Annotated in this window: 20 protein-coding genes and 1 pseudogene; 9 read left to right on the top strand and 12 right to left on the bottom strand. The window is 51.2% G+C overall.

Going from position 1 to position 20,116, the window contains the following annotated elements; all coding sequences use genetic code 11:
- Nucleotides 1-175: 175 nt before the first annotated feature.
- From ABLV12_RS16590 to hslJ, 3 genes are all read left to right on the top strand, one after another.
- On the top strand, nt 176-676 hold the full coding sequence (locus ABLV12_RS16590) for a DedA family protein (protein WP_004101627.1): 501 nt from the start codon (nt 176-178) through the stop codon (nt 674-676).
- A 146-nt stretch (nt 677-822) separates the two neighbouring features.
- Complete coding sequence (locus tag ABLV12_RS16585) at nt 823-1,812, top strand: 2-hydroxyacid dehydrogenase (protein WP_004112629.1); 990 nt, start codon at nt 823-825, stop codon at nt 1,810-1,812.
- A gap of 125 nt (nt 1,813-1,937) precedes the next feature.
- Nucleotides 1,938-2,378, top strand: a complete 441-nt coding sequence (hslJ, locus tag ABLV12_RS16580; RefSeq protein ID WP_032744901.1) for a heat shock protein HslJ — start codon at nt 1,938-1,940, stop codon at nt 2,376-2,378.
- Here the strand turns inward: hslJ and ABLV12_RS16575 are convergent.
- The 7 genes from ABLV12_RS16575 to ABLV12_RS16545 all read right to left on the bottom strand — a co-directional run bounded on the left by ABLV12_RS16575 (nt 2,375) and on the right by ABLV12_RS16545 (nt 6,377).
- On the bottom strand, nt 2,375-2,647 hold the full coding sequence (locus ABLV12_RS16575; RefSeq protein WP_004101621.1) for a DUF333 domain-containing protein: 273 nt from the start codon (nt 2,645-2,647) through the stop codon (nt 2,375-2,377). The two genes, hslJ and ABLV12_RS16575, sit on opposite strands and share 4 nt — an antisense overlap.
- Nucleotides 2,648-2,974: 327 nt before the next feature.
- A complete protein-coding gene (locus ABLV12_RS16570) occupies nt 2,975-3,340 on the bottom strand; it encodes a hypothetical protein (protein ID WP_160887445.1) in 366 nt (121 codons plus the stop codon).
- A 230-nt stretch (nt 3,341-3,570) separates the two neighbouring features.
- On the bottom strand, nt 3,571-4,113 hold the full coding sequence (locus tag ABLV12_RS16565) for a glycosyl hydrolase 108 family protein (protein WP_064396145.1): 543 nt from the start codon (nt 4,111-4,113) through the stop codon (nt 3,571-3,573).
- A gap of 7 nt (nt 4,114-4,120) precedes the next feature.
- Nucleotides 4,121-4,393 carry a phage holin family protein gene (locus ABLV12_RS16560; protein WP_004101614.1) on the bottom strand — a complete coding sequence of 91 codons (273 nt, stop codon included), beginning with the start codon at nt 4,391-4,393 and terminating at the stop codon, nt 4,121-4,123.
- A complete protein-coding gene (locus ABLV12_RS16555; protein WP_004101612.1) occupies nt 4,383-4,775 on the bottom strand; it encodes a phage holin family protein in 393 nt (130 codons plus the stop codon). Before ABLV12_RS16555 ends, ABLV12_RS16560 begins: the two co-directional genes overlap by 11 nt.
- Before the next feature lie 76 nt (nt 4,776-4,851).
- Nucleotides 4,852-5,214 (bottom strand): hypothetical protein, encoded by a 363-nt coding sequence (locus ABLV12_RS16550; protein ID WP_064396147.1) that lies wholly within the window; start codon nt 5,212-5,214, stop codon nt 4,852-4,854.
- Between the two features lie 461 nt (nt 5,215-5,675).
- On the bottom strand, nt 5,676-6,377 hold the full coding sequence (locus ABLV12_RS16545) for a S24 family peptidase (RefSeq protein WP_004112598.1): 702 nt from the start codon (nt 6,375-6,377) through the stop codon (nt 5,676-5,678).
- A gap of 477 nt (nt 6,378-6,854) precedes the next feature.
- On the opposite strand from ABLV12_RS16545, the gene nifJ reads away from it, so the two are divergent.
- The 5 genes from nifJ to ABLV12_RS16520 all read left to right on the top strand — a co-directional run bounded on the left by nifJ (nt 6,855) and on the right by ABLV12_RS16520 (nt 13,198).
- Nucleotides 6,855-10,382 (top strand): pyruvate:ferredoxin (flavodoxin) oxidoreductase, encoded by a 3,528-nt coding sequence (gene nifJ / locus ABLV12_RS16540; RefSeq protein WP_348867169.1) that lies wholly within the window; start codon nt 6,855-6,857, stop codon nt 10,380-10,382.
- Between the two features lie 354 nt (nt 10,383-10,736).
- Nucleotides 10,737-11,843, top strand: a complete 1,107-nt coding sequence (gene ompC, locus ABLV12_RS16535; protein WP_004101605.1) for a porin OmpC — start codon at nt 10,737-10,739, stop codon at nt 11,841-11,843.
- Nucleotides 11,844-11,992: 149 nt separating this feature from the next.
- Nucleotides 11,993-12,205, top strand: coding sequence for a KTSC domain-containing protein (locus tag ABLV12_RS16530; RefSeq protein ID WP_004112591.1), 213 nt, complete (start codon nt 11,993-11,995; stop codon nt 12,203-12,205).
- Between the two features lie 82 nt (nt 12,206-12,287).
- A complete protein-coding gene (gene uspF / locus ABLV12_RS16525; protein WP_004101601.1) occupies nt 12,288-12,722 on the top strand; it encodes a universal stress protein UspF in 435 nt (144 codons plus the stop codon).
- A 185-nt stretch (nt 12,723-12,907) separates the two neighbouring features.
- Nucleotides 12,908-13,198: a Bor family protein gene (locus tag ABLV12_RS16520; RefSeq protein WP_014229121.1), complete on the top strand. Its 291-nt coding sequence runs from the start codon at nt 12,908-12,910 to the stop codon at nt 13,196-13,198.
- Between the two features lie 206 nt (nt 13,199-13,404).
- Here the strand turns inward: ABLV12_RS16520 and ABLV12_RS16515 are convergent, their stop codons facing one another.
- Nucleotides 13,405-14,343 (bottom strand): omptin family outer membrane protease, encoded by a 939-nt coding sequence (locus ABLV12_RS16515; RefSeq protein WP_023320857.1) that lies wholly within the window; start codon nt 14,341-14,343, stop codon nt 13,405-13,407.
- 949 nt (nt 14,344-15,292) lie between these two features.
- Between ABLV12_RS16515 and ttcA the strand changes: the two genes are divergently transcribed.
- Complete coding sequence (ttcA, locus tag ABLV12_RS16510) at nt 15,293-16,228, top strand: tRNA 2-thiocytidine(32) synthetase TtcA (protein ID WP_160887441.1); 936 nt, start codon at nt 15,293-15,295, stop codon at nt 16,226-16,228.
- Nucleotides 16,229-16,272: 44 nt separating this feature from the next.
- On the opposite strand, the gene dbpA is transcribed toward ttcA, so the two are convergent.
- From dbpA to ABLV12_RS16490, 4 genes and pseudogenes are all read right to left on the bottom strand, one after another.
- The gene (gene dbpA, locus ABLV12_RS16505) at nt 16,273-17,646 is read right to left on the bottom strand and encodes an ATP-dependent RNA helicase DbpA (RefSeq protein ID WP_160887439.1); all 1,374 of its coding nucleotides are present in this window, start codon (nt 17,644-17,646) and stop codon (nt 16,273-16,275) included.
- A gap of 40 nt (nt 17,647-17,686) precedes the next feature.
- A pseudogene (locus tag ABLV12_RS16500) lies at nt 17,687-17,851 on the bottom strand (hypothetical protein); the annotation flags it as partial.
- Between the two features lie 277 nt (nt 17,852-18,128).
- A complete protein-coding gene (gene zntB / locus ABLV12_RS16495) occupies nt 18,129-19,112 on the bottom strand; it encodes a zinc transporter ZntB (RefSeq protein WP_348867168.1) in 984 nt (327 codons plus the stop codon).
- Between the two features lie 341 nt (nt 19,113-19,453).
- Nucleotides 19,454-20,068: a helix-turn-helix transcriptional regulator gene (locus ABLV12_RS16490; protein WP_335269904.1), complete on the bottom strand. Its 615-nt coding sequence runs from the start codon at nt 20,066-20,068 to the stop codon at nt 19,454-19,456.
- Between the last annotated feature and the right edge of the window lie 48 nt (nt 20,069-20,116).

Raw genomic sequence — 20,116 nt, 5'->3', positions numbered from 1 at the left:
CGAAATAAGTAAAAGCCGAGAGGCCGTCATTGTGGCACGTTCGACCTGCGAGTTAAAGTTCCCATCCCGTTTAAGCGTAGTCGCCGCCCTGTGATTCACCAGCAGGCCATTTAGCCGGGGTTTAGTTTTCTCCTGCGACACTGGTCACCCACTGGGAACGTAAACGGATGCTGCTGTGGACTTAATTATCTCGCTGATGGCGTACGCTCAGGGCCACTATTCATTGGTATTACTGATGGTTTTCCTGCTGACGTTCACTAAATCCTGCGCCGTTATCTCGCTGCTGATCCCGGGAACTTCCGGTCTGCTGCTGTTCGGCACTCTGGCTTCGGCCAGCGCCGGGCATTTCTTGTTAATGTGGATGAGTGCCAGCTTCGGCGCAATCGGCGGATTCTGGCTGTCATGGCTAACCGGCCGTCATTACCAGCATCATCTGTATCGTATTCGCTGGCTTAACGCCGAGCGTCTCGCGCGCGGCCAGCTGTTCCTGCGCCGCCACGGCGCATGGGCGGTTTTTTTTGGCCGCTTTCTTTCCCCCCTGCGCGCCACCGTGCCGCTGGTAACCGGTGCCAGCGGGACGTCCTTCCGCCGTTTCCAGCTGGCTAACGTCAGTTCCGGCTTGCTGTGGCCGTTAATCCTGCTGGCGCCAGGCGCTTTAAGTCTCAATTTTTGGTGAAACGTATTGTCTTTTAAAGAGATTTCTTAACTCAGCGATATGCTCTAGAATTATTACTATAGCCTGGCAATTAAACTATTTTTTAATAATTGTAAAATTATTTTAATTATGCTACCGTGACGGTATTATCACTGGAGAAAAGTCTTATGAAAATCGCTGTGTACAGTACGAAACAGTACGACAAGAAGTATCTGCAGCATGTCAATGATGCATACGGCTTTGAACTGGAATTTTTTGACTTCCTGCTCACCGAAAAGACCGCCAAAACCGCCAACGGCTGTGAAGCGGTATGCATTTTCGTTAACGATGACGGTAGCCGCCCGGTACTTGAAGAACTGAAAGCCCACGGCGTGAAGTACATCGCGCTGCGCTGCGCCGGGTTCAATAACGTTGACCTCGACGCCGCGAAAGAGCTGGGCCTGCGGGTAGTACGCGTCCCGGCCTACTCGCCGGAAGCGGTCGCTGAGCACGCAATCGGCATGATGATGTCGCTGAACCGCCGCATTCATCGCGCCTATCAGCGCACTCGCGATGCTAACTTCTCCCTTGAGGGGCTGACCGGCTTCACTATGCACGGTAAAACCGCCGGCGTTATCGGCACCGGTAAGATTGGCGTTGCCGCGCTGCGCATCCTTAAAGGTTTCGGTATGCGCCTGCTGGCGTTTGATCCCTACCCAAGCGCCGCCGCGCTGGATATGGGCGTGGAGTATGTCGATCTGGAAACGCTATACCGGGAGTCCGATGTTATCTCCCTCCACTGCCCGCTGACCGATGAGAACTATCATTTGCTGAACCATGCCGCGTTCGATCGGATGAAAGATGGGGTGATGATCATCAACACCAGTCGCGGCGCGCTTATCGATTCGCAGGCAGCGATCGATGCCCTGAAGCACCAGAAAATTGGCGCGCTGGGGATGGACGTGTATGAGAACGAACGCGATCTGTTCTTTGAAGATAAGTCTAACGACGTTATTCAGGACGATGTCTTCCGCCGTCTTTCCGCCTGCCACAACGTTCTGTTTACCGGTCACCAGGCGTTTTTGACCGCAGAGGCGTTGATCAGTATCTCGCAGACCACCCTCGACAACCTGCGTCAGGTGGATGCTGGCGAAACCTGCCCTAACGCACTGGTCTGATTTTCCTTGCCCTTTTGTGCTCCCCTTCCGCGGGGGGCACATTCAGATAATCCCCACAGAAATCCCCTGCGATAAAGTTACAATCCCCTTCATTTATTGATGTGATAAATATTTATGGAGATTAAATGAACAAGATTGCTGCGCTGCTGGCGGCGGGAATGTTGCTATCGGGCTGCGTTTATAACAGCAAAGTGTCGACCAGAGCGGAACAGCTTCAGCACCACCGTTTTGTGCTGACCAGCGTCAACGGTCAACCGCTGAAAGCCGCCGATAAGCCTCTGGAGCTGAGCTTTGGCGAAAAAATGCCAATAACAGGCAAAATGTACGTTTCAGGCAATATGTGCAACCGCTTTAGCGGCACGGGTAAAGTCTCTGACGGCGAGCTGAAGGTTGAAGAGCTGGCGATGACCCGCATGCTCTGCACGGACTCGCAGCTGAGCGCGCTGGACGCCACGCTGAGCAAAATGCTGCGCGACGGTGCGCAGGTCGACCTGACGGAAACGCAGCTGACGTTGGCAACAGCCGACCAGACGCTGGTGTATAAGCTCGCCGATCTGATGAATTAATAGTTACCGCAGCTTCCGCCTGCCAGCGCCTGCTCGCTGCAGCGCTTGCCGTTCGGTAATGCGCACATGCCGATAGCGGAGCCATCAAGCTGGCGGGCTACGGATAACGAGCCGCCGACCATGGCGCAGTTCGCCTGCCCACTGCTGCTCATCGCGGCACGCATCCCTGGCGACACGTGCGCCGCCGTTGCCTGCTGAACAGGTTCATCATTGCTACTACACGCCGACAGTAACAGCGCAGCACATCCCACTAAAAACGCAGCTCGCATCTTCTCTCCCCTCAGATACATCTTAAAATGAACAAGCTCAAGAATAATAGGCAGCTCAGCGCGCCGCGTCGAGAGGCGAAGTACGTATTTATGCGTTGTGTTAACATTTTTTAGCAATTTTTTCGCGATAGCAGTTTGTCTGCATGAACGCATTAATCTCTCAGTGTGGGTGTGACACATCGTCATGATGCGATTGGGTCGTTGCACGTAAAGATATCATTCTTTATTCTGCAAACATATCTTCTACAGCGGAGCTGTTTTCTCTTCCTGTCATTCAATAAAAATGCCCGGCTAAGGGCTATGCCGATTTAGCCGGGCGTAGGGTCATTAATTTGGCACAACTCCAGAATAGAATGTTCCAGCCAGATATTGCGTATTGGTTACCGCATAGGCTTGTGTCATCACGCTTGAATCGACATCATCAAACGGGTGACGGAAATAGGCATCGTGCTCTGATTTTGCTTTATCAAAAAACATCACACGCCCGGAAAAATAAAGAACACCATCATCAATATTGCGAAAAACCATCTGAAAGACCGGCGTAATATTGACGCGATCGGCACTTTCATTAGAGGGGTCCCAAAGGTTAATGAAGTTCCCTGCCACACGGACATATTTCCCTTCAACAACCTCACCATTTTTTGCTCTGTAGATAGCCTGCAAAGTTGCCCACGGCAGTGCTATGAATTGCATATTTTCATCCTTAATAAAATTTAGTAATCTGGTTTTCTTGATAGATTAATCATCGACAGATTAACCTTGGGTTATATCATAACGTTGCGATACATTATCGGCTCATCTGCTATTAAAAAAATGAAATTAGCATGGCATACCCTCCATTTGCTGTAGTATAAACTTTGTGCTTTAAGGTAATTCCTGTAAAAGGGAATATTCTGCTTTGGATTAGCAGATTTTATTGTCGGTCAACTCATTACTCGAACCCTGAGCCAACCATATATAAATGATTCATTAGCATCGTTTCTTTCAGCCAACTCCAGATAATATTGCCCTTGACTACAGTTTAATGCTCGTAATAGTACCGTCTCACCTTCACTGCCTCTGCGAATAAGATACTGGCTTAAGGCGTTAATCGTTCTGGGGCCGATAGCACCATCGACCATGAGGTCCGGATACAGCACTCCGCGATGATTAAAGGCATTTAGCCATCGCTGAAGCCACTTACCCGGCAGAATAGTGCCCATATTGACCCCGGCATCACACAGTTTTTCAGCAAGCGGGGTAGATATCTCAGCAACATGGTCGAACCGGGGCGCAATCCAGTAGTCCGCGGTGAGAATATCCAGCGCCTGCTGGCGCGTCAGTTTTTGCATAGGTCCATCATAACCATGCGCGCGGGCAGTGGCCTGAGTAATCCCCCAATTTGTTGGGCCACCTCGATCGTCCGGATGATTTACATAGCCGCCCTCCTTATCCAAAATGGCGTTAAAAATCTCATCTTTATTCATACATCCCTCATTTATCGATTAAATGCGCGATATTCCCCCTGACGAGGAATACGGTAATAAGTATAAAAAAATTGACGCTGACGACTAACCAATGGGTCGATTCATACAGGCCAAAAAGATAGCGAAACGGTATGCTGGCATAGGTAAGTACCAGTAAATATGCCGTGTATGATATCCATGGCCGATGTCTTCGGTAGCACGCGCGGCGATAAAACATCAAGTTCAGAGTGATCAAAGCGCAGACAATTGCGTTAATCAGCGCCGGCAGTTCATTTTCCATTTGGCCGTTCACTATTGTTGCGAGTGAGTATTTTGTACAATTCGGTGAGATCTTGATTATTCAGAAATGTGAGTATCTTAATAATCAGCGCGGATAGCAGTACGGCGCCTAACGCGTCTAAAGACCGTTCACTGTATCCGGTCCAGATTGCCAGCTTCGTACCAATTAACCCGGCGCCCAATACGCCGACAATAAAGGAAGTCATAAAATAGGCAGCCAGTCTGAAACGTGAAATATTTACTGCGGTCGCCACATAAAACACGGCGCCAGCAAATGCGCCGAACACAACGCCATAATCAATACCTGCGATCAGGCCAAATAGACTCGCTGCCATTAATCCTCCAGTAACAATTGCCGACGTACCGGAAACAGGATCGGACATTCACCCTCCCTTCTTTCACTGACATTCCTGATGGTCATAACAAATGGCGAAGGAAAGCAGCATCATGCTAATGCTTTTACTTTGCCGTAATCTTTTTTCTTTTTTGCAAACCCAGCGCATAGATGGCCCTGTGACAGAGCCAGGCCCCTGGTTGCGCATAGTGGTGTGAAAATTCTTGCTGATAAACAATGGTGGCACGCGCAATTTGCCGTTTATATTCCTCAAGCTGCCAAAAAATATCCTGGGCAACAAAGTTAATGGGCAATGCGTCCTCGATACGCGCTGGCGTATGGTGCTTTCCCTTAGCCTGAATCTGAGCGCGAGAAGGCGTAGGCCGGTGGAGGCGTTCTGAACTGAGGGCTTGTGGATTTTGTAAGTGCGAGCGCTGCGCACGGCGACGACCGGCAGCGGAACCATGAAACGCGGTTTTACGGGACATTGCGGTCTCCTTAATGAGCTTTGACGGTGCGTCGGCGATGAATCCTCTCCCGCTGGCTTCACCCCAAAGCGCATTGCGTTATGGTGCTGGCTTTTCAGCCACGTAGATTCATTTTCGAATCGTTGTATTTCACCGACGATAACGCGATGTGTTTCAAGTCGATGAAGAAAGAATACCTCAGGGTTAATTAAAAATAAATACCTGCAGGTATATTTTATGATGCGATTAGAATAACCCTCTGAAAATATTCAAAATTTAGTTACAAGGCAGGGTTTCGGCGGGTGGGAAACGATGCAGGCGGGCGATGCGCCAGATTGCCAACATAAAAAGGGCTGCTGGACATGATTTCTCGCATCCAGCGCAGGTAAACCCGGTGCTTAAAAAGCCTGCCGGGAAATTTTACCTGCTGGACTTGATACTTAAGGCTGGAACGGGAGGAGCGTTTGAACGCTAGTAAAGCGTTAAACAAACCGTTTAACGCTATGGCTGTAGATCACGCGGCCAATAATTTTCAGATACTGTTCATGGCTTTCGCCGATCGTCCAGTCGGCATATTTGCGGTTATCTGAATGCACAAGCAGGCCATCCGCCGTGAATTGAAGACGCTTCACCAACACCGCCCCTTTGAACGAAAAGACATAGATACCGTCACCTTCAAAGTAATCTTTTGAGACATCAACAAAGATGTAATCACCGGTCTCGATGGTGCCGGACATGCTATCGCCGGAAACCGTAATCACCTTGATATGCTCTGCGGGCCGGTTACCAAAAAGCCTCAGCGCGCCGGCAGTGTCATAGGTGATACTGTTGACCGTTTCATCAACCTCGCTTGAGACAATACATCCTGGTCCCGCGCTGGCCTGAGCGTCCAGAACCTCAATGACGTACTGCATCTGAGGTGTGTCTTCCACCGGTTCTCGTTCGATATCAATACTTCCGCTAATGCCGTCCATCCAGCCGCGGGGCAAATTGAAAGAAGATTCAATAAGATCGACCATCTCGTCAGCTATCCTTTTCTTTTGTTTCTTGCCTTCCGGGTAGAGCATCCTGGAAACGTAAGAAGGCTCCCGCCCAAGGGTTCGGGCTACATCAACAGCTTTACCGCCGCATAAATTATCACGGATATAGAGCAAGCGCTGACGTCTGATTTCGTATTTATCCATCGTAATCTGTCTAACACCAGTTACCAGCAGGTATCTAAAATATAGCAAAGTGCCATTAAATTACCTATAGGTAATGTACGCGAAATTATCGTTCTCAACGCTTTGCTCCCCCCACCGTCAACACTGCTACTTATGGAAAAATGGTGCCTGTGATTTTGGTGTAGGCTGTCGTTTATAAGCAAACAACGCTGTAATAAGTTGAATTAATTTATCTAAATTATGGATTTTATCGCTACCGGAGATCAAAAAAGCCTGTTGCTCAGGGGTCTATACTTAAACACGGTATCGCAAACCCTACGCCCTGCGCGAACTGAAGCGGGTCGCGTTTTGAGCGCGCTCAGGCTGATCAGAGATGCATTTTTAGCCAGCGACAGGATCGCGCCGAAAGCGGTTTTAAAGCAGAGATAAGCGAGTGCCCAAGTTGCATCACTGGGCATAAAAAGTTTTTTTCAAATATTTAGCAATGTGAGTATTGATATGATCACTATTGACGGTAATGGCGCGGTTGCTTCAGTCGCGTTTCGCACCAGTGAAGTTATCGCCATCTACCCGATCACGCCCAGCTCCACAATGGCGGAGCAGGCGGATGCCTGGGCTGGCAACGGGCTGAAAAACGTCTGGGGCGATGTCCCCCGCGTCGTCGAGATGCAGTCGGAGGCCGGGGCGATCGGCGCCGTACACGGTGCGCTGCAGACCGGTGCGCTCTCAACCTCTTTTACTTCATCGCAGGGTTTACTGCTGATGATCCCGACGCTGTACAAACTGGCGGGCCAGCTTATGCCGTTTGTGCTGCACGTCGCCGCCCGTACCGTGGCCACCCACGCGCTCTCTATCTTCGGCGATCACTCCGACGTGATGGCCGTACGTCAGACAGGCTGCGCGATGCTCTGCGCCAGCAGCGTTCAGGAAGCTCAGGATTTTGCGCTGATTTCACATATCGCCACGCTGCAAAGTCGCGTGCCATTCATTCATTTCTTTGATGGCTTCCGTACCTCGCACGAAATCAACAAAATCGCTCCACTGGCAGACGATACCATTCGTAGCCTGCTGCCGCAGGAAAGAATTGATGAACATCGCCAGCGCGCCCTGAACCCGGAACATCCGGTTATCCGCGGCACCTCAGCTAATCCGGATACGTATTTCCAGTCACGTGAAGCGACGAATCCGTGGTACAACGCGGTCTATGAGTGTGTCGAAACGGCAATGGATGATTTTGCCACCGCCACCGGACGTCAGTACAAACCCTTTGAGTTTTACGGTCATCCGCAGGCTGAGCGCGTAATCGTCATTATGGGCTCCGCCATCGGTACCTGTGAAGAAGTGGTCGATGAGCTGCTGAGCCGCGGTGAAAAAGTCGGCGTGCTAAAAGTTCGTCTTTACCGCCCCTTCTCTGCCGCGCACCTGCTTGAAGCCTTACCGCCGAGCACCCAAGCCGTGGCGGTGCTGGACCGCACCAAAGAACCGGGGTCCCAGGCCGAGCCGCTCTATCTCGACGTCATGACCGCCCTGGCCGAAGCCTTTAACCGCGGCGAGCGAGAAACACTGCCGCGCACCATTGGCGGACGCTATGGCCTCTCTTCAAAAGAGTTCGGTCCGGAGTGTGTCCTGGCCATCTTCAAGGAGCTGAGCGCCGCTAAACCCAAGCCGCGCTTTACCGTCGGCATCTACGATGACGTCACTAATCTTTCCCTGCCGCTGGTCGAAAACACGCTCCCCTCGGAAGCGAAACTGGAAGCCCTCTTCTACGGGCTCGGCAGCGACGGTAGCGTCTCGGCTACGAAAAATAATATCAAGATTATCGGTAACTCTACGCCGTGGTTCTCGCAGGGTTATTTCGTCTATGACTCGAAAAAGGCCGGCGGGCTGACGGTTTCACATCTGCGCGTCAGCGAGAAGCCGATTCGTTCTTCTTATCTGATTTCGCAGGCCGACTTTGTCGGCTGTCACCAGCTGCAGTTTATCGATAAATATCAGATGGCGGAACGTCTGAAGCCCGGCGGTATTTTCCTGCTTAATACGCCCTACAGCGCCGATGAAGTCTGGTCCCGTTTGCCACAAGAAGTCCAGGCCACCCTCAATCAGAAAAAAGCGCGTTTTTATATCGTCAACGCGGCAAAAATCGCCCGTGAATGCAGCCTGGGGGCGCGTATCAACACCGTTATGCAGATGGCCTTTTTCCACCTGACGCGGATCCTGCCGGGCGATAACGCGCTGGCGGAGCTACAGGGGGCCATTGCCAAAAGCTACAGCAGCAAAGGCCAGGAGCTGGTGGAGCGTAACTGGCAGGCGCTGGCGATGGCCCGCGAGTCGCTGGCGGAAGTGCCGCTACGGCCGGTTGACGGCAACAGCCCGAATCGCCCACCGGTCGTCTCCGACGCCGCGCCGGATTTCGTAAAAACCGTCACCGCCGCGATGCTGGCTGGGCTCGGCGATGCGCTACCGGTATCCGCTCTGCCGCCGGATGGTACCTGGCCAATGGGCACTACCCGCTGGGAAAAACGCAACATCGCCGAAGAGATCCCGATTTGGAAGGAAGAGCTTTGCACCCAGTGCAACCACTGCGTGGCCGCCTGCCCGCACTCGGCAATCCGTGCGAAAGTGGTCTCCCCGGAGGCAATGGAAAATGCGCCGGACAGCCTGCATTCCCTTGATGTCAAATCCCGCGATATGCGCGGTCAGAAATACGTTCTGCAGGTCGCGCCTGAAGATTGTACCGGCTGTAATCTCTGCGTCGAAGTTTGTCCGGCAAAAGACAGGCAGAACCCGGAAATCAAGGCCATCAATATGATGTCGCGCCTTGAGCATGTTGAAGAAGAGAAAGTGAATTATGACTACTTCCTCAACCTGCCGGAAATGTATCGCAGCAAGCTGGAACGTATCGATATCCGCACCTCACAGCTGATCAGCCCGCTGTTTGAATACTCCGGCGCCTGCTCCGGCTGCGGCGAAACGCCATATATCAAACTGCTGACTCAGCTCTACGGCGATCGAATGCTGATTGCCAACGCCACCGGCTGTTCATCGATTTACGGCGGCAACCTCCCTTCCACGCCCTACACCACCGATGCCAATGGTCGCGGGCCGGCCTGGGCCAACTCGCTGTTTGAGGATAACGCCGAATTTGGGCTTGGCTTTCGACTTACCGTCGATCAGCATCGGCAGCGCGTCATGCGTCTGTTGGCGCAGTTCGCCGATAAACTTCCGCCCGAGCTTAACGATGCGCTGCACGCAGAAGCAACGCCTGAGGTGCGCCGCGAGCAGATAGCCGAGCTGCGCAAGGTACTGGCAAATGAAGAAGGCGCGAAGGAGCTGTTAACCGATGCCGACGCGCTGGTGGAAAAATCGATCTGGCTGATTGGCGGCGACGGCTGGGCCTATGATATTGGCTTCGGTGGTCTCGACCACGTGCTGAGTCTGACCGAAAACGTTAATATTCTGGTGCTCGATACCCAGTGCTACTCCAATACCGGCGGTCAGGCATCGAAGGCTACGCCGCTGGGAGCCGTTACGAAGTTTGGCGAGCACGGCAAGCGCAAGGCGCGTAAAGATCTCGGCGTGAGCATGATGATGTACGGTCATGTTTATGTGGCGCAGATTTCGCTTGGCGCCCAGTTGAATCAGACGGTAAAAGCCATTCAGGAAGCGGAAGCTTACCCGGGTCCGTCGCTGATTATCGCCTATAGCCCTTGCGAAGAGCACGGTTACGATTTGGCGCTGAGCCACGATCAGATGCGTCAGCTGACCGCCACCGGTTTCTGGCCGCTGTATCGCTTTGACCCGCGTCGTGCCGATGAGGGCAAACTCCCGCTGGCGCTGGACTCCCGTCCGCCGTCAGATGCGCTGGCTGAGACACTGTTGAACGAGCAGCGCTTCCGTCGCCTGAACGCTCAACAGCCGGAAGTCGCGGAACAACTGTGGAAGGATGCAACGGCAGACCTGCAAAAACGCTACGACTTCCTCGCGCAGCTGGCCGGTAAGGCAGAAAAACCGACTACCGAAAGCTAATCTACTGACGTTTTTTTCAGCCCATAAAAAAAGCCCGAATATGAATTCGGGCTTGTCATTTTACCGATCAATAAAACCATTCTCAGGAACGGGCGGCAACATAAAAATTTGGATGACAATAAAAGGCATATAACGGGTGGATAATACGGCATTAACACCGATATGTATAATTTTTATTTTATATACATTACACGAATTCATTCATTATAATTATCACCATTTCATTCGAATTATTTATTTTAGATTTTACTTATATCGTAACAATTGATATTTACCAGATCTCAATCTGCTCCTTTAGCATGAGTTTACTTCCCTGGAGGAAGCAAAAACAAAAACAGTTAAAGGATTGTCTAAATGAAAAGAAAAGTACTGGCCCTCGTTATCCCGGCATTATTAGCTGCTGGCGCTGCACACTCCGCTGAGATTTATAATAAAGACGGAAATAAACTGGACCTCTATGGCAAGGTGGACGGTCTGCATTATTTCTCTGACGATGCATCAAAAGATGGCGATCAGTCATACGTCCGTCTTGGCTTCAAAGGCGAAACTCAGATTAACGATCAGCTGACCGGCTACGGTCAGTGGGAATATAACGTCCAGGCGAACAACACCGAAGGCGCGGACAACCAATCCTGGACCCGTCTGGCGTTCGCAGGCCTCAAGTTCGCTGATTACGGTTCATTCGATTATGGCCGTAACTACGGCGTGCTGTACGACGTAGAAGGCTGGACCGATATGCTGCCAGAATTCGGCGGCGACTCTTATACCCAGGCGGATAACTTTATGACCGGCCGCGCCAACGGCGTAGCAACCTACCGCAATACCGACTTCTTCGGTCTGGTTAATGGCCTGAACTTTGCCCTGCAGTACCAGGGTAAAAACGAAAATGCCGGCAGCGGAGAAGGCACCAACAATGGCGATCGCAGCGTACGTAACGCTAACGGCGATGGTTTTGGTCTATCCACTTCTTATGATTTCGGTATGGGTATCAGCGCCGCTGCCGCCTACACCTCCTCTGACCGTACCAACGATCAGATGACCCAGACCACCGCGCAGGGCGATAAAGCGGAAGCCTGGACCACCGGCCTGAAATATGACGCCAATAACATCTATCTGGCGACCATGTATTCCGAAACCCGCAATATGACGCCTTACGGCAACGGTAACGGCGTAGCCAACAAAACTCAGAACTTTGAAGTGACTGCTCAGTATCAGTTCGACTTCGGCCTGCGCCCGGCGGTCTCTTTCCTGATGTCTAAAGGCAAAGATCTGACCAATACCGATGGCGACAAAGACCTGGTGAAATATGCTGACATCGGCGCGACTTATTACTTCAACCGCAATATGTCTACCTATGTCGATTACAAAATCAACCTGCTTGACGAAGACGACAGCTTCTATTCCAACAACGGCATCTCTACCGATGACGTGGTTGCTTTAGGCCTGGTTTACCAGTTCTAAGCTGCGGGCCCGCTGGCAACGGCGGGCTCTCTTCCCTTGCCTCTGAAGCTGCATTCAAAGCAAAACAATATATCAATTGCTTTAAAATAATCGTCCGATGAATGATATATTACTGACAGGAACTGCCGTAGCCGTAGAGGACGCCTGCCATGCACCATCATTGCGTAAAATCATCCCGCATCCACTCCATCGCCTATGATGAATCCTCTGGCATTCTTGAAATCCGTTTCCGCGATAACCAAACGCTACAGTATCTCGGCGTCCCGCCACGCATTTTTCGCGATTTTCTCCAGGTTGTTTCTAAGGGCCGTTTTTACGACGGTGTGATTAAAGGCAAATTTACCGAACGCCGCCGCGCCTGATAGCGAAAGTGTGATTGGGTTCAATATACAATATTCGTCCGGATGGCCTACACTTTAAGTGGTTACTTAAACAGGAGGTTATATGAACAGAATGATTCTTGTGCCCATCGATATTTCCGATACAGAATTAACTGACCGTGTTATCAAGCACGTTGAGGCTGAAGCCAGAATCGATGATGCCGAGGTGCATTTCCTGACCGTCATTCCCTCCCTTCCCTATTACGCTTCGCTGGGAATGGCCTATACCGCAGAGCTGCCGGCGATGGACGACCTCAAAGCCGAATCGGAGTCGCGGCTGAAAGAGATTGTGAAAAAATTTACTATTCCGGAAGACCGTGTCCATTTACACGTTTCCGAGGGTTCGCCGAAAGATAAAATTCTCGCTATGGCGAAATCCCTTCCCGCCGATCTGGTGATTATTTCTTCGCACCGTCCCGATATCACTACCTATCTGCTGGGTTCTAACGCCGCCGCCGTTGTCCGCCATGCGGAATGCTCGGTACTGGTCGTACGATAAACCTATCCTGCCCGCCGCCGTGCGGGCTTTTTCCGCAATCTGAAACTTGGATCGTTCCCGAAGCGTCGCAGATAAGGCGATCATTCATCTGGTACTTTAAAAATTTGTACGTTGTGTCTTTTTCATTTTGCTGTATAAAACCCTTGCCCGAATGTGGGGATGTTTTAGAAAATTATAGGGATGAAATGAAAAAGTTAATTATGGTAGTTTTCGCCGCGGCCGCTATTTCTGGTTGCGCCCAGCAGAGCTTCTCGGTAAATCCTGGCGTCACCGTTCAACCTCAGCAGGTGACCACTCACCACTTCTTTGTCAGCGGCATTGGCCAGTCGAAACAGATTGATGCGGCTAAAGTCTGCGGCGGCGCGGATAAAGTGGTTCGTACTGAAGTGCAGCAGACTTTTGTCAACGGCCTGCTGGGTTTTGTGACCCTGGGTATTTATACTCCGCGTGAAGCGCGCGTGTATTGCGCTAAATAATTACCGGCGCATGAGGATAAGTTCCTCCTGCTTCCGGTTTTAAGCGATCCTTGAGCGATTAGCGCTTGTTGCGATATCCTTTTAAGCATTCGGGTATGTCGCGGCGAAAAATGTAGTGTCTCCCGGACAGGGAGACACTACACACTTATGATTGCACACCGTGGGATTAGCGAGTTTTTCTTGCTATATCCGCGGGACGTGATGATTTAGAATCGATATTGTAGACCGGCTGTAATGGTATAGTTTTTATTTGCAATGCCAGCCGCATCTCCTCCTATAGAAGCTGATTCACCGCTATAGGTATCAATAATTTGAGTGCCTCCTTTGCCCTCTTCATATTTGCTGTAGGTGAATTCAGCAAAAACTTTGGCATGAGGCGTGATGTAATATCCGGCATCAACCGTTGTACCGTAATAACGCGAATTAGTTGATTTCTCGCGGAAAGTCAGCTCACGCATATAGTGTTCGTCATTATCATGAGCTCTGACCCAATCACTGAACTTAAACAAGGCATTAAATTCAAAGTCGTTGATACGATACTGACCCGCCAGACCAATGTAGGGCATGGAGAATCGCTGGCTGTACCCAATACCTCGCTCGCCGGTTGGAAAATTGCCAGTCGTCGCACCGTTATCATAATTGTAAGAACCACCGGTAGCTGTCCAGCTGAAACGTGTTTCCTGATAACCCGCAATGACGCCTGCTTTATAATTTTCGTCCTGAAAAATCCATCCTTGTACGCTGAGATCGTATTCATTGGCATAATTGACATTAGTGCTGGGATGCGATGAATGATCTGTCCAACCGGACTGGTTATCGTTCATCCAGTCGTAGTCATCCATATGTCCTGAGCCTGAAGCCATTGACGTCCAGCCTCTGGCGGTCAGCGTCAAAAAGGAGTAGGCATCCCATGAGATATCGCCTTTCACAATGGCGACATTCTTTATTTTCCAGTCAAGTTGACTGACTTTTCGCCCTGTATCCGCGTCATAAACTCTCTCCTGTGATTTCCCACTCAGCATCCCTGCAGACGTTGATACAGTAAAACTTTCTGCAGAAAAGTTTGGGCTTAGCTGTATTGATTCGGCATAAGTTGTACCTGAAAGGGCCGCTATCATCATTACTGCAACGGTACTTTTTTTCATTTTTTTATTCCCATAACCAAAGTTAATCCATGAGTTGCAGTGAAAGTTTAAATCTCATAAAAATATTAGGCAACTGTCAATTTTTGTAATGTTATTATTCCTAAGCAAGACAAAAGGAATGGGGATATGATAAGCACTTCGTTTTACAAGGAAAAATCACATTGTACAGGGATATACTCAGATTATTATTAGGAATAAATCTTACCCCAGTGAAGTTGCAGAGAATCAGCATGGGCTGGGTTATTATTCTCAATATGCACACCTGTTAAGTACTTAAAAAAATATCTTCGCGGTATAATTATCAGGAGACAAATGATTATATCGCGATCCGGGTGGCTTAGGGTAAAGGCTGAACAATAAGTGTGAAAGCAAAAAATCTATATTACCTTGCGCCTGGCTGAGCCCGTCCATTCACCGTGTCACGGGGAGGGAAGAAATCTTACACCGTTTCTCTTCAGTGGTTGCAAAAGCCAGCTGGAGCAAGCTGTACCTATGATTACCTGGTACCTGCTTTAAAAGTGAGACACATTGCCAACGCTAACTGATTATCGCAAAGAGTAAGTTCTCGCCTCCTCTACCTGATACCGTCCATCACCAGGCGTATGGTGTGGCGAGCCTGAAAACGACGTTTTTTTCTTCATGCCAGGTGCATGGAGACCAAAACTCACGACACTAATCGTCAGCAGATGGAAAGCTGCCGTAAAACGCGCTGGTATTCGTCGTCGGAATCCGTACCATACGCGACATACTTTTGCCTGCCGGCTGCGGTAAGCCGGTGCTAACCCTTTGCTAACCAGATGGGGCATGAAAACGTAAAAATGGTGTTCAACGTCGACAATACAGGGATGGAAGAAATCAACGGCGATAGGCTTTAAATGCCTGACGCCAGACTTGCACCGTAATGTTAACTTTGCCCCTTACATGCCTTTTGTTTCAGAGAACGTTTATAATGCTTGATAATCAGCAAGTTACAAAGAAAGAAAAATACAATATCGACAAATTGCAGAAGCGCTTGCGCCGTAACGTCGGCGAGGCTATCGCTGATTTTAATATGATTGAAGAAGGTGACCGCATCATGGTTTGCCTCTCCGGCGGTAAAGACAGCTACACCATGCTGGAAATTTTGCGCAATCTGCAAAAAAGCGCGCCGATATCCTTCTCACTGGTGGCGGTGAACCTCGACCAAAAACAGCCGGGCTTCCCGGAACATATCCTGCCGGAATACCTTGAGCAGTTGGGCGTTGAATATAAGATTGTTGAAGAAAATACCTACGGCATCGTTAAAGAAAAAATTCCGGAAGGCAAAACCACCTGCTCTCTCTGTTCGCGCCTGCGCCGCGGCATTCTTTACCGCACCGCGACTGAGCTGGGCGCCACCAAAATCGCCCTTGGCCACCACCGCGACGACATCCTGCAGACTCTGTTTCTGAATATGTTCTATGGCGGTAAGATGAAAGGGATGCCGCCGAAGCTGATGAGCGACGACGGTAAACATATCGTTATTCGCCCGCTGGCCTACTGCCGGGAAAAAGATATTGAACGTTTCTCTCAGGCGAAAGGTTTCCCGATTATCCCGTGCAACCTGTGCGGTTCGCAGCCGAACCTACAGCGTCAGGTGATTGCCGATATGCTGCGCGATTGGGACAAACGCTATCCCGGACGCATCGAAACCATGTTTAGCGCGATGCAGAACGTGGTGCCTTCTCATCTCAGCGACGTTAATCTGTTCGACTTCAAAGGCATTCATCACGGCTCTGCGGTCGTTGACGGCGGCGACCTGGCGTTCGATCGCGAAGAGCTCCCGACGCAGCCGGCCGGCTGGCAACCGGAAGAAGATGATGCGCAGCTGGACACTCTGCGTCTGAACGTGGTGGAAGTGAAATAATCCTCCTGCGTCTCAGGCAATCGCCTGAGACGCCGCTGCCGGGTCTATTTTAGCAAACGTACCCGGCAGGCCTTGCCTTTAATTTTGCCGTTTTGAAGCTGCCTGAATGCCTTATGTGCTACGCTCTGACGTACGGCAACGTAGACATGCGCCGGATGAACGGCGATCTTTCCGATGTCAGCACCATCAAGACCGATATCACCGGTCAACGCTCCCAGCACATCGCCCGGACGCATTTTAGCCTTTTTACCGCCGTCAATGCACAGCGTGGCCATCTCTGCCTGCAGCGGCGTGATCGAGCTATTCATCGGCCCGTCCATCCAGTTGAGCTTCATTTGCAGCATTTCGGCAAGAATGTTCGCACGCTGCGCCTCTTCCGGCGCGCAGAGGCTAATCGCCAGACCGCTTTCACCGGCGCGAGCGGTACGGCCAATGCGATGCACGTGTACCTCCGGGTCCCAGGCCAGCTCATAGTTCACCACCAGTTCGAGCGATTTTATATCCAGGCCGCGGGCAGCGACATCGGTCGCCACCAGCACGCGCGCGCTCCCATTGGCAAAACGCACCAGCGTCTGGTCGCGGTCGCGCTGTTCAAGATCGCCATGCAGCGATAGCGCGCTCTGCCCGGCGGCGTTGAGCGAATCGCAAACGGCCTGGCAATCCTTTTTGGTGTTACAGAACACCACGCAGGAGGCGGGCTGATGCTGGCTTAGTAGCTTTTGCAGCAGCGCGATTTTACCCTTTTGCGAAGTTTCAAAAAACTGCTGTTCGATAGCCGGTAGCGCATCAACGGCATCAATTTCAATAGTCTGCGGATTATTCTGCACGCGGCCGCTGATTGCCGCTATTGCTTCCGGCCAGGTGGCGGAAAACAGCAGCGTCTGGCGCGACGCCGGCGCAAAGCGGATCACGTCATCAATGGCATCGCTAAAACCCATATCCAACATGCGATCCGCTTCGTCCATCACCAGCGTTTGCAGAGCGTCCAGCGACACGGTGCCCTTCTGCAGGTGATCGAGCAAGCGTCCCGGCGTGGCGACGATAATATGCGGCGCGTGCTGCAGCGAGTCGCGCTGAGCGCCAAAGGGCTGGCCGCCGCAGAGGGTTAATATTTTGATATTCGCCAGGAAACGCGCCAGGCGACGCAGTTCACCGGCCACCTGATCCGCCAGCTCGCGGGTCGGACACAACACCAGAGACTGGGTCTGGAACAGCGAGGCGTCAACGTGCTGGAGTAGCCCGAGGCCGAATGCCGCCGTTTTACCGCTGCCGGTTTTTGCCTGCACGCGGACATCTTTGCCCGCAAGAATCGCGGGTAAAGCCGCTGCCTGAACCGGGGTCATCGAAAGATACCCCAGTTCATTCAGATTAGTGAGCTGGGCGGCGGGCAAAACATTCAGAGTTGAAAAAGCGGTCACAATAATTTCTCGCATTACATTGAGGGGCGGACAATCTGCTGGCGCGTATCCTCGCAGATCTCCGCTCCCGATGCGACAATTTAATCGGCTCATCGTCAGGCGGCGGATCGGGCAACGGGCGCGGACGTGGCTTGGGATCGTGGACCGGCACAGGATCGTTGGGTTCCGGCGGTATGGGTATTGAGTTCAGCGGTTGATAACGCATATTGACTCCCGGTGATGGACGGGTACACCAATTAAGCGTAGAAGCTGGGAAACAGAGCGCAAAAAAAAGCCGACTCATTAAAGTCGGCGTCGTACGAATCAATTGTGCTATGCAGTAATTCAAAAAAGGAAGTAAGACAATATGGAGCGCAACGCCCATCGCTTGACGTTGCATTCACCTGCGAGAGAGATATTGCCCTGAATGGGTAGATGGTTTATTGATTTCGCTCAAACATTGCCGGGTTTTCATCATCGCCATCGCGATAAAAGACGATTCTTTACAACCATTTACTACGATGCAACCACCATGTAACACCCCCAATGAGAACGACTAACATTATGCAGAAAATAGAAAAACCCATATGCCAGCTATTGCCGGGAATGCCGCCGAGGTTAACCCCGAACAGCCCGGTTAAAAAGGTACTGGGCAGAAAAACCATCGCCATGAGCGACATCGTGTAGGTTCTTCGCGATAGCGACTCCTGCATAATCTGCGCGATCTCATCGCTCATAATCGCCGTTCTGGCGATGCAGCTATCAATTTCATCCAGACCGCGGCCAAGACGCTCAGCAATATCCTGCATCCGCCGCCGATGGTCATCGCTCATCCACGGCAGCCGCTCGCTGGCCAGCCTTGCATAGACATCACGCTGCGGCGCCATATAACGGCGCATGACGATAAGCTGTTTACGCAACAGCGCCAGAAAGCCGCGCGGCGGCACCTGCTGATCGAGTAAATCATCTTCCAGATCTATAATCCGGTCATGGAGCTGCTCGATAAATTCGCTGGCGTGATCGGTCAGCGCATCGCAGACTTCCACCAGCCAGCCGCCGCCGTCAACCGGCCCGTTGCCCTCACGCAAATCGCCGAGCACATCGTCCAGCGCCAGCACTTTGCGCTGCCGGGTAGAAACAACTAACCGCTCGTCCATATAAAGACGCATCGCAACCAGTTGGTCCGGGCGCTCATCGGTGCTGCCGTTAATACAGCGCAGCGTAATTAATGCCCCATCGCCAATCCTCGTCACTCTGGGACGAGTGCTCTCCCCACCCAGCGCATCGCGTACGTTATTAGGCAGCAACGGCGTCGATGCCAGCCATTCCGCGCTATCTACATGGGTATAATTGAGATGCAGCCAACAAGGATGCTCTTTATCAATGGTATCGCTGTCGACCAGCGGCTTTACGCCGCCCTGCCCGTCGAACACCCATGCAAAAACGGCATCCGGCACGTTCAGTTCCGATCCTTTTATGGCGTCCACTGGACCTCCGTTAACTCATGCACATTTTCGTAGTCTAGCCTTACGCGACGGTTACGCAAGAGTTAATAAGCCCATCCTGCTGAATTCACTGGCGAAAAGTGGGGACGCAAAAACGAAGAACCCGCCGGCGGCGGGTCGTGGATAAACTTTGCGATACAGCGGCTAATCTGCGCGATCGTCCGTCGCCAGAACGTATGCCGGCGGCAAGACAGGTTAACGGGAGTCGTTCATTTTTTCTCTTCGGCGTATTGACGCGCGTTATCATGCAAATGGGTACACATGCTTTTATCCTCCATTGTTACAAGCAGAATAAACATAGATGAGAAATAGCTTTTTGCAAGTTAGTCATTATGGCCCGCTGAGCTTCTGCGCAAATAATTTAACAACAGCACGAGGTCGACATCATGGCGTAATTTGAATTTTGACATGATGATGCGCTTATGGGAGAAAACCGTTTTTTCGCTCAGCGCCAGCTTGCCGGCAATCTCTTTGACAGAAAGCCCCGCCAGTAGTGCTGCGGCGACTTTTTCCTGCTGTCTTGAGAGTTTGCGATGACGACAATCATGACAGCGCATATCGGATTGATTCATCGAGGGAGTCGCCTCCTGCATCCGGGCCCGCTTAATTTGCGCAATTATCCGGTAAATTTTCTCATCCTGCTGAATAAATATCATCTCCTTCAGGCATGAGGGCAAGATCCCTCCGCGCCTGCGGAACTGCTTACCTACCAGGCCAATAAGGATGCCTCCCCGGCGATGCTGTAACTCGGGATGACAAATGTACTCCTCCCCGCGGCATAAACTCAGCACCATAATATCGGTTGCGGTATCTTTCCCCTTATATATTTTATTCACTGCCGACGAGCTAAACATAGCCGCAGGGAATAAACTCTCCAGTAGAGCGTTAAAACCTAATTTAAAAAAATTATTATCATTTTTATAAATGACATTCAGCATGGTCACGATAGCCTCTGGATACCCTGTGATAGTATATCAAGCATCAGC

The organism is Klebsiella sp. CN_Kp100, assembly GCF_040065315.1.
In the GTDB taxonomy this organism is placed as follows: domain Bacteria; phylum Pseudomonadota; class Gammaproteobacteria; order Enterobacterales; family Enterobacteriaceae; genus Klebsiella; species Klebsiella oxytoca.
The sequence above is the reverse complement of the archived record's forward strand: the minus strand, read 5'-3'. Positions and strand labels throughout refer to the sequence as shown.

What these genes read in the sequence shown, in the direction of transcription:
- ttcA (WP_160887441.1), top strand. Translation starts at nt 15,293, where the DNA reads ATGCTTGATAATCAGCAAGTTACAAAGAAAGAAAAATACAATATCGAC.
- ABLV12_RS16585 (WP_004112629.1), top strand. Translation starts at nt 823, where the DNA reads ATGAAAATCGCTGTGTACAGTACGAAACAGTACGACAAGAAGTATCTG.
- ABLV12_RS16555 (WP_004101612.1), bottom strand. Translation starts at nt 4,775, where the DNA reads ATGTCCGATCCTGTTTCCGGTACGTCGGCAATTGTTACTGGAGGATTA.
- ABLV12_RS16560 (WP_004101614.1), bottom strand. Translation starts at nt 4,393, where the DNA reads ATGGAAAATGAACTGCCGGCGCTGATTAACGCAATTGTCTGCGCTTTG.
- ABLV12_RS16490 (WP_335269904.1), bottom strand. Translation starts at nt 20,068, where the DNA reads ATGCTGAATGTCATTTATAAAAATGATAATAATTTTTTTAAATTAGGT.
- ABLV12_RS16570 (WP_160887445.1), bottom strand. Translation starts at nt 3,340, where the DNA reads ATGCAATTCATAGCACTGCCGTGGGCAACTTTGCAGGCTATCTACAGA.
- ABLV12_RS16550 (WP_064396147.1), bottom strand. Translation starts at nt 5,214, where the DNA reads ATGTCCCGTAAAACCGCGTTTCATGGTTCCGCTGCCGGTCGTCGCCGT.
- ABLV12_RS16565 (WP_064396145.1), bottom strand. Translation starts at nt 4,113, where the DNA reads ATGAATAAAGATGAGATTTTTAACGCCATTTTGGATAAGGAGGGCGGC.
- ABLV12_RS16530 (WP_004112591.1), top strand. Translation starts at nt 11,993, where the DNA reads ATGCACCATCATTGCGTAAAATCATCCCGCATCCACTCCATCGCCTAT.
- ABLV12_RS16545 (WP_004112598.1), bottom strand. Translation starts at nt 6,377, where the DNA reads ATGGATAAATACGAAATCAGACGTCAGCGCTTGCTCTATATCCGTGAT.
- ABLV12_RS16575 (WP_004101621.1), bottom strand. Translation starts at nt 2,647, where the DNA reads ATGCGAGCTGCGTTTTTAGTGGGATGTGCTGCGCTGTTACTGTCGGCG.
- hslJ (WP_032744901.1), top strand. Translation starts at nt 1,938, where the DNA reads ATGAACAAGATTGCTGCGCTGCTGGCGGCGGGAATGTTGCTATCGGGC.
- ABLV12_RS16520 (WP_014229121.1), top strand. Translation starts at nt 12,908, where the DNA reads ATGAAAAAGTTAATTATGGTAGTTTTCGCCGCGGCCGCTATTTCTGGT.
- uspF (WP_004101601.1), top strand. Translation starts at nt 12,288, where the DNA reads ATGAACAGAATGATTCTTGTGCCCATCGATATTTCCGATACAGAATTA.
- nifJ (WP_348867169.1), top strand. Translation starts at nt 6,855, where the DNA reads ATGATCACTATTGACGGTAATGGCGCGGTTGCTTCAGTCGCGTTTCGC.
- ompC (WP_004101605.1), top strand. Translation starts at nt 10,737, where the DNA reads ATGAAAAGAAAAGTACTGGCCCTCGTTATCCCGGCATTATTAGCTGCT.
- ABLV12_RS16515 (WP_023320857.1), bottom strand. Translation starts at nt 14,343, where the DNA reads ATGAAAAAAAGTACCGTTGCAGTAATGATGATAGCGGCCCTTTCAGGT.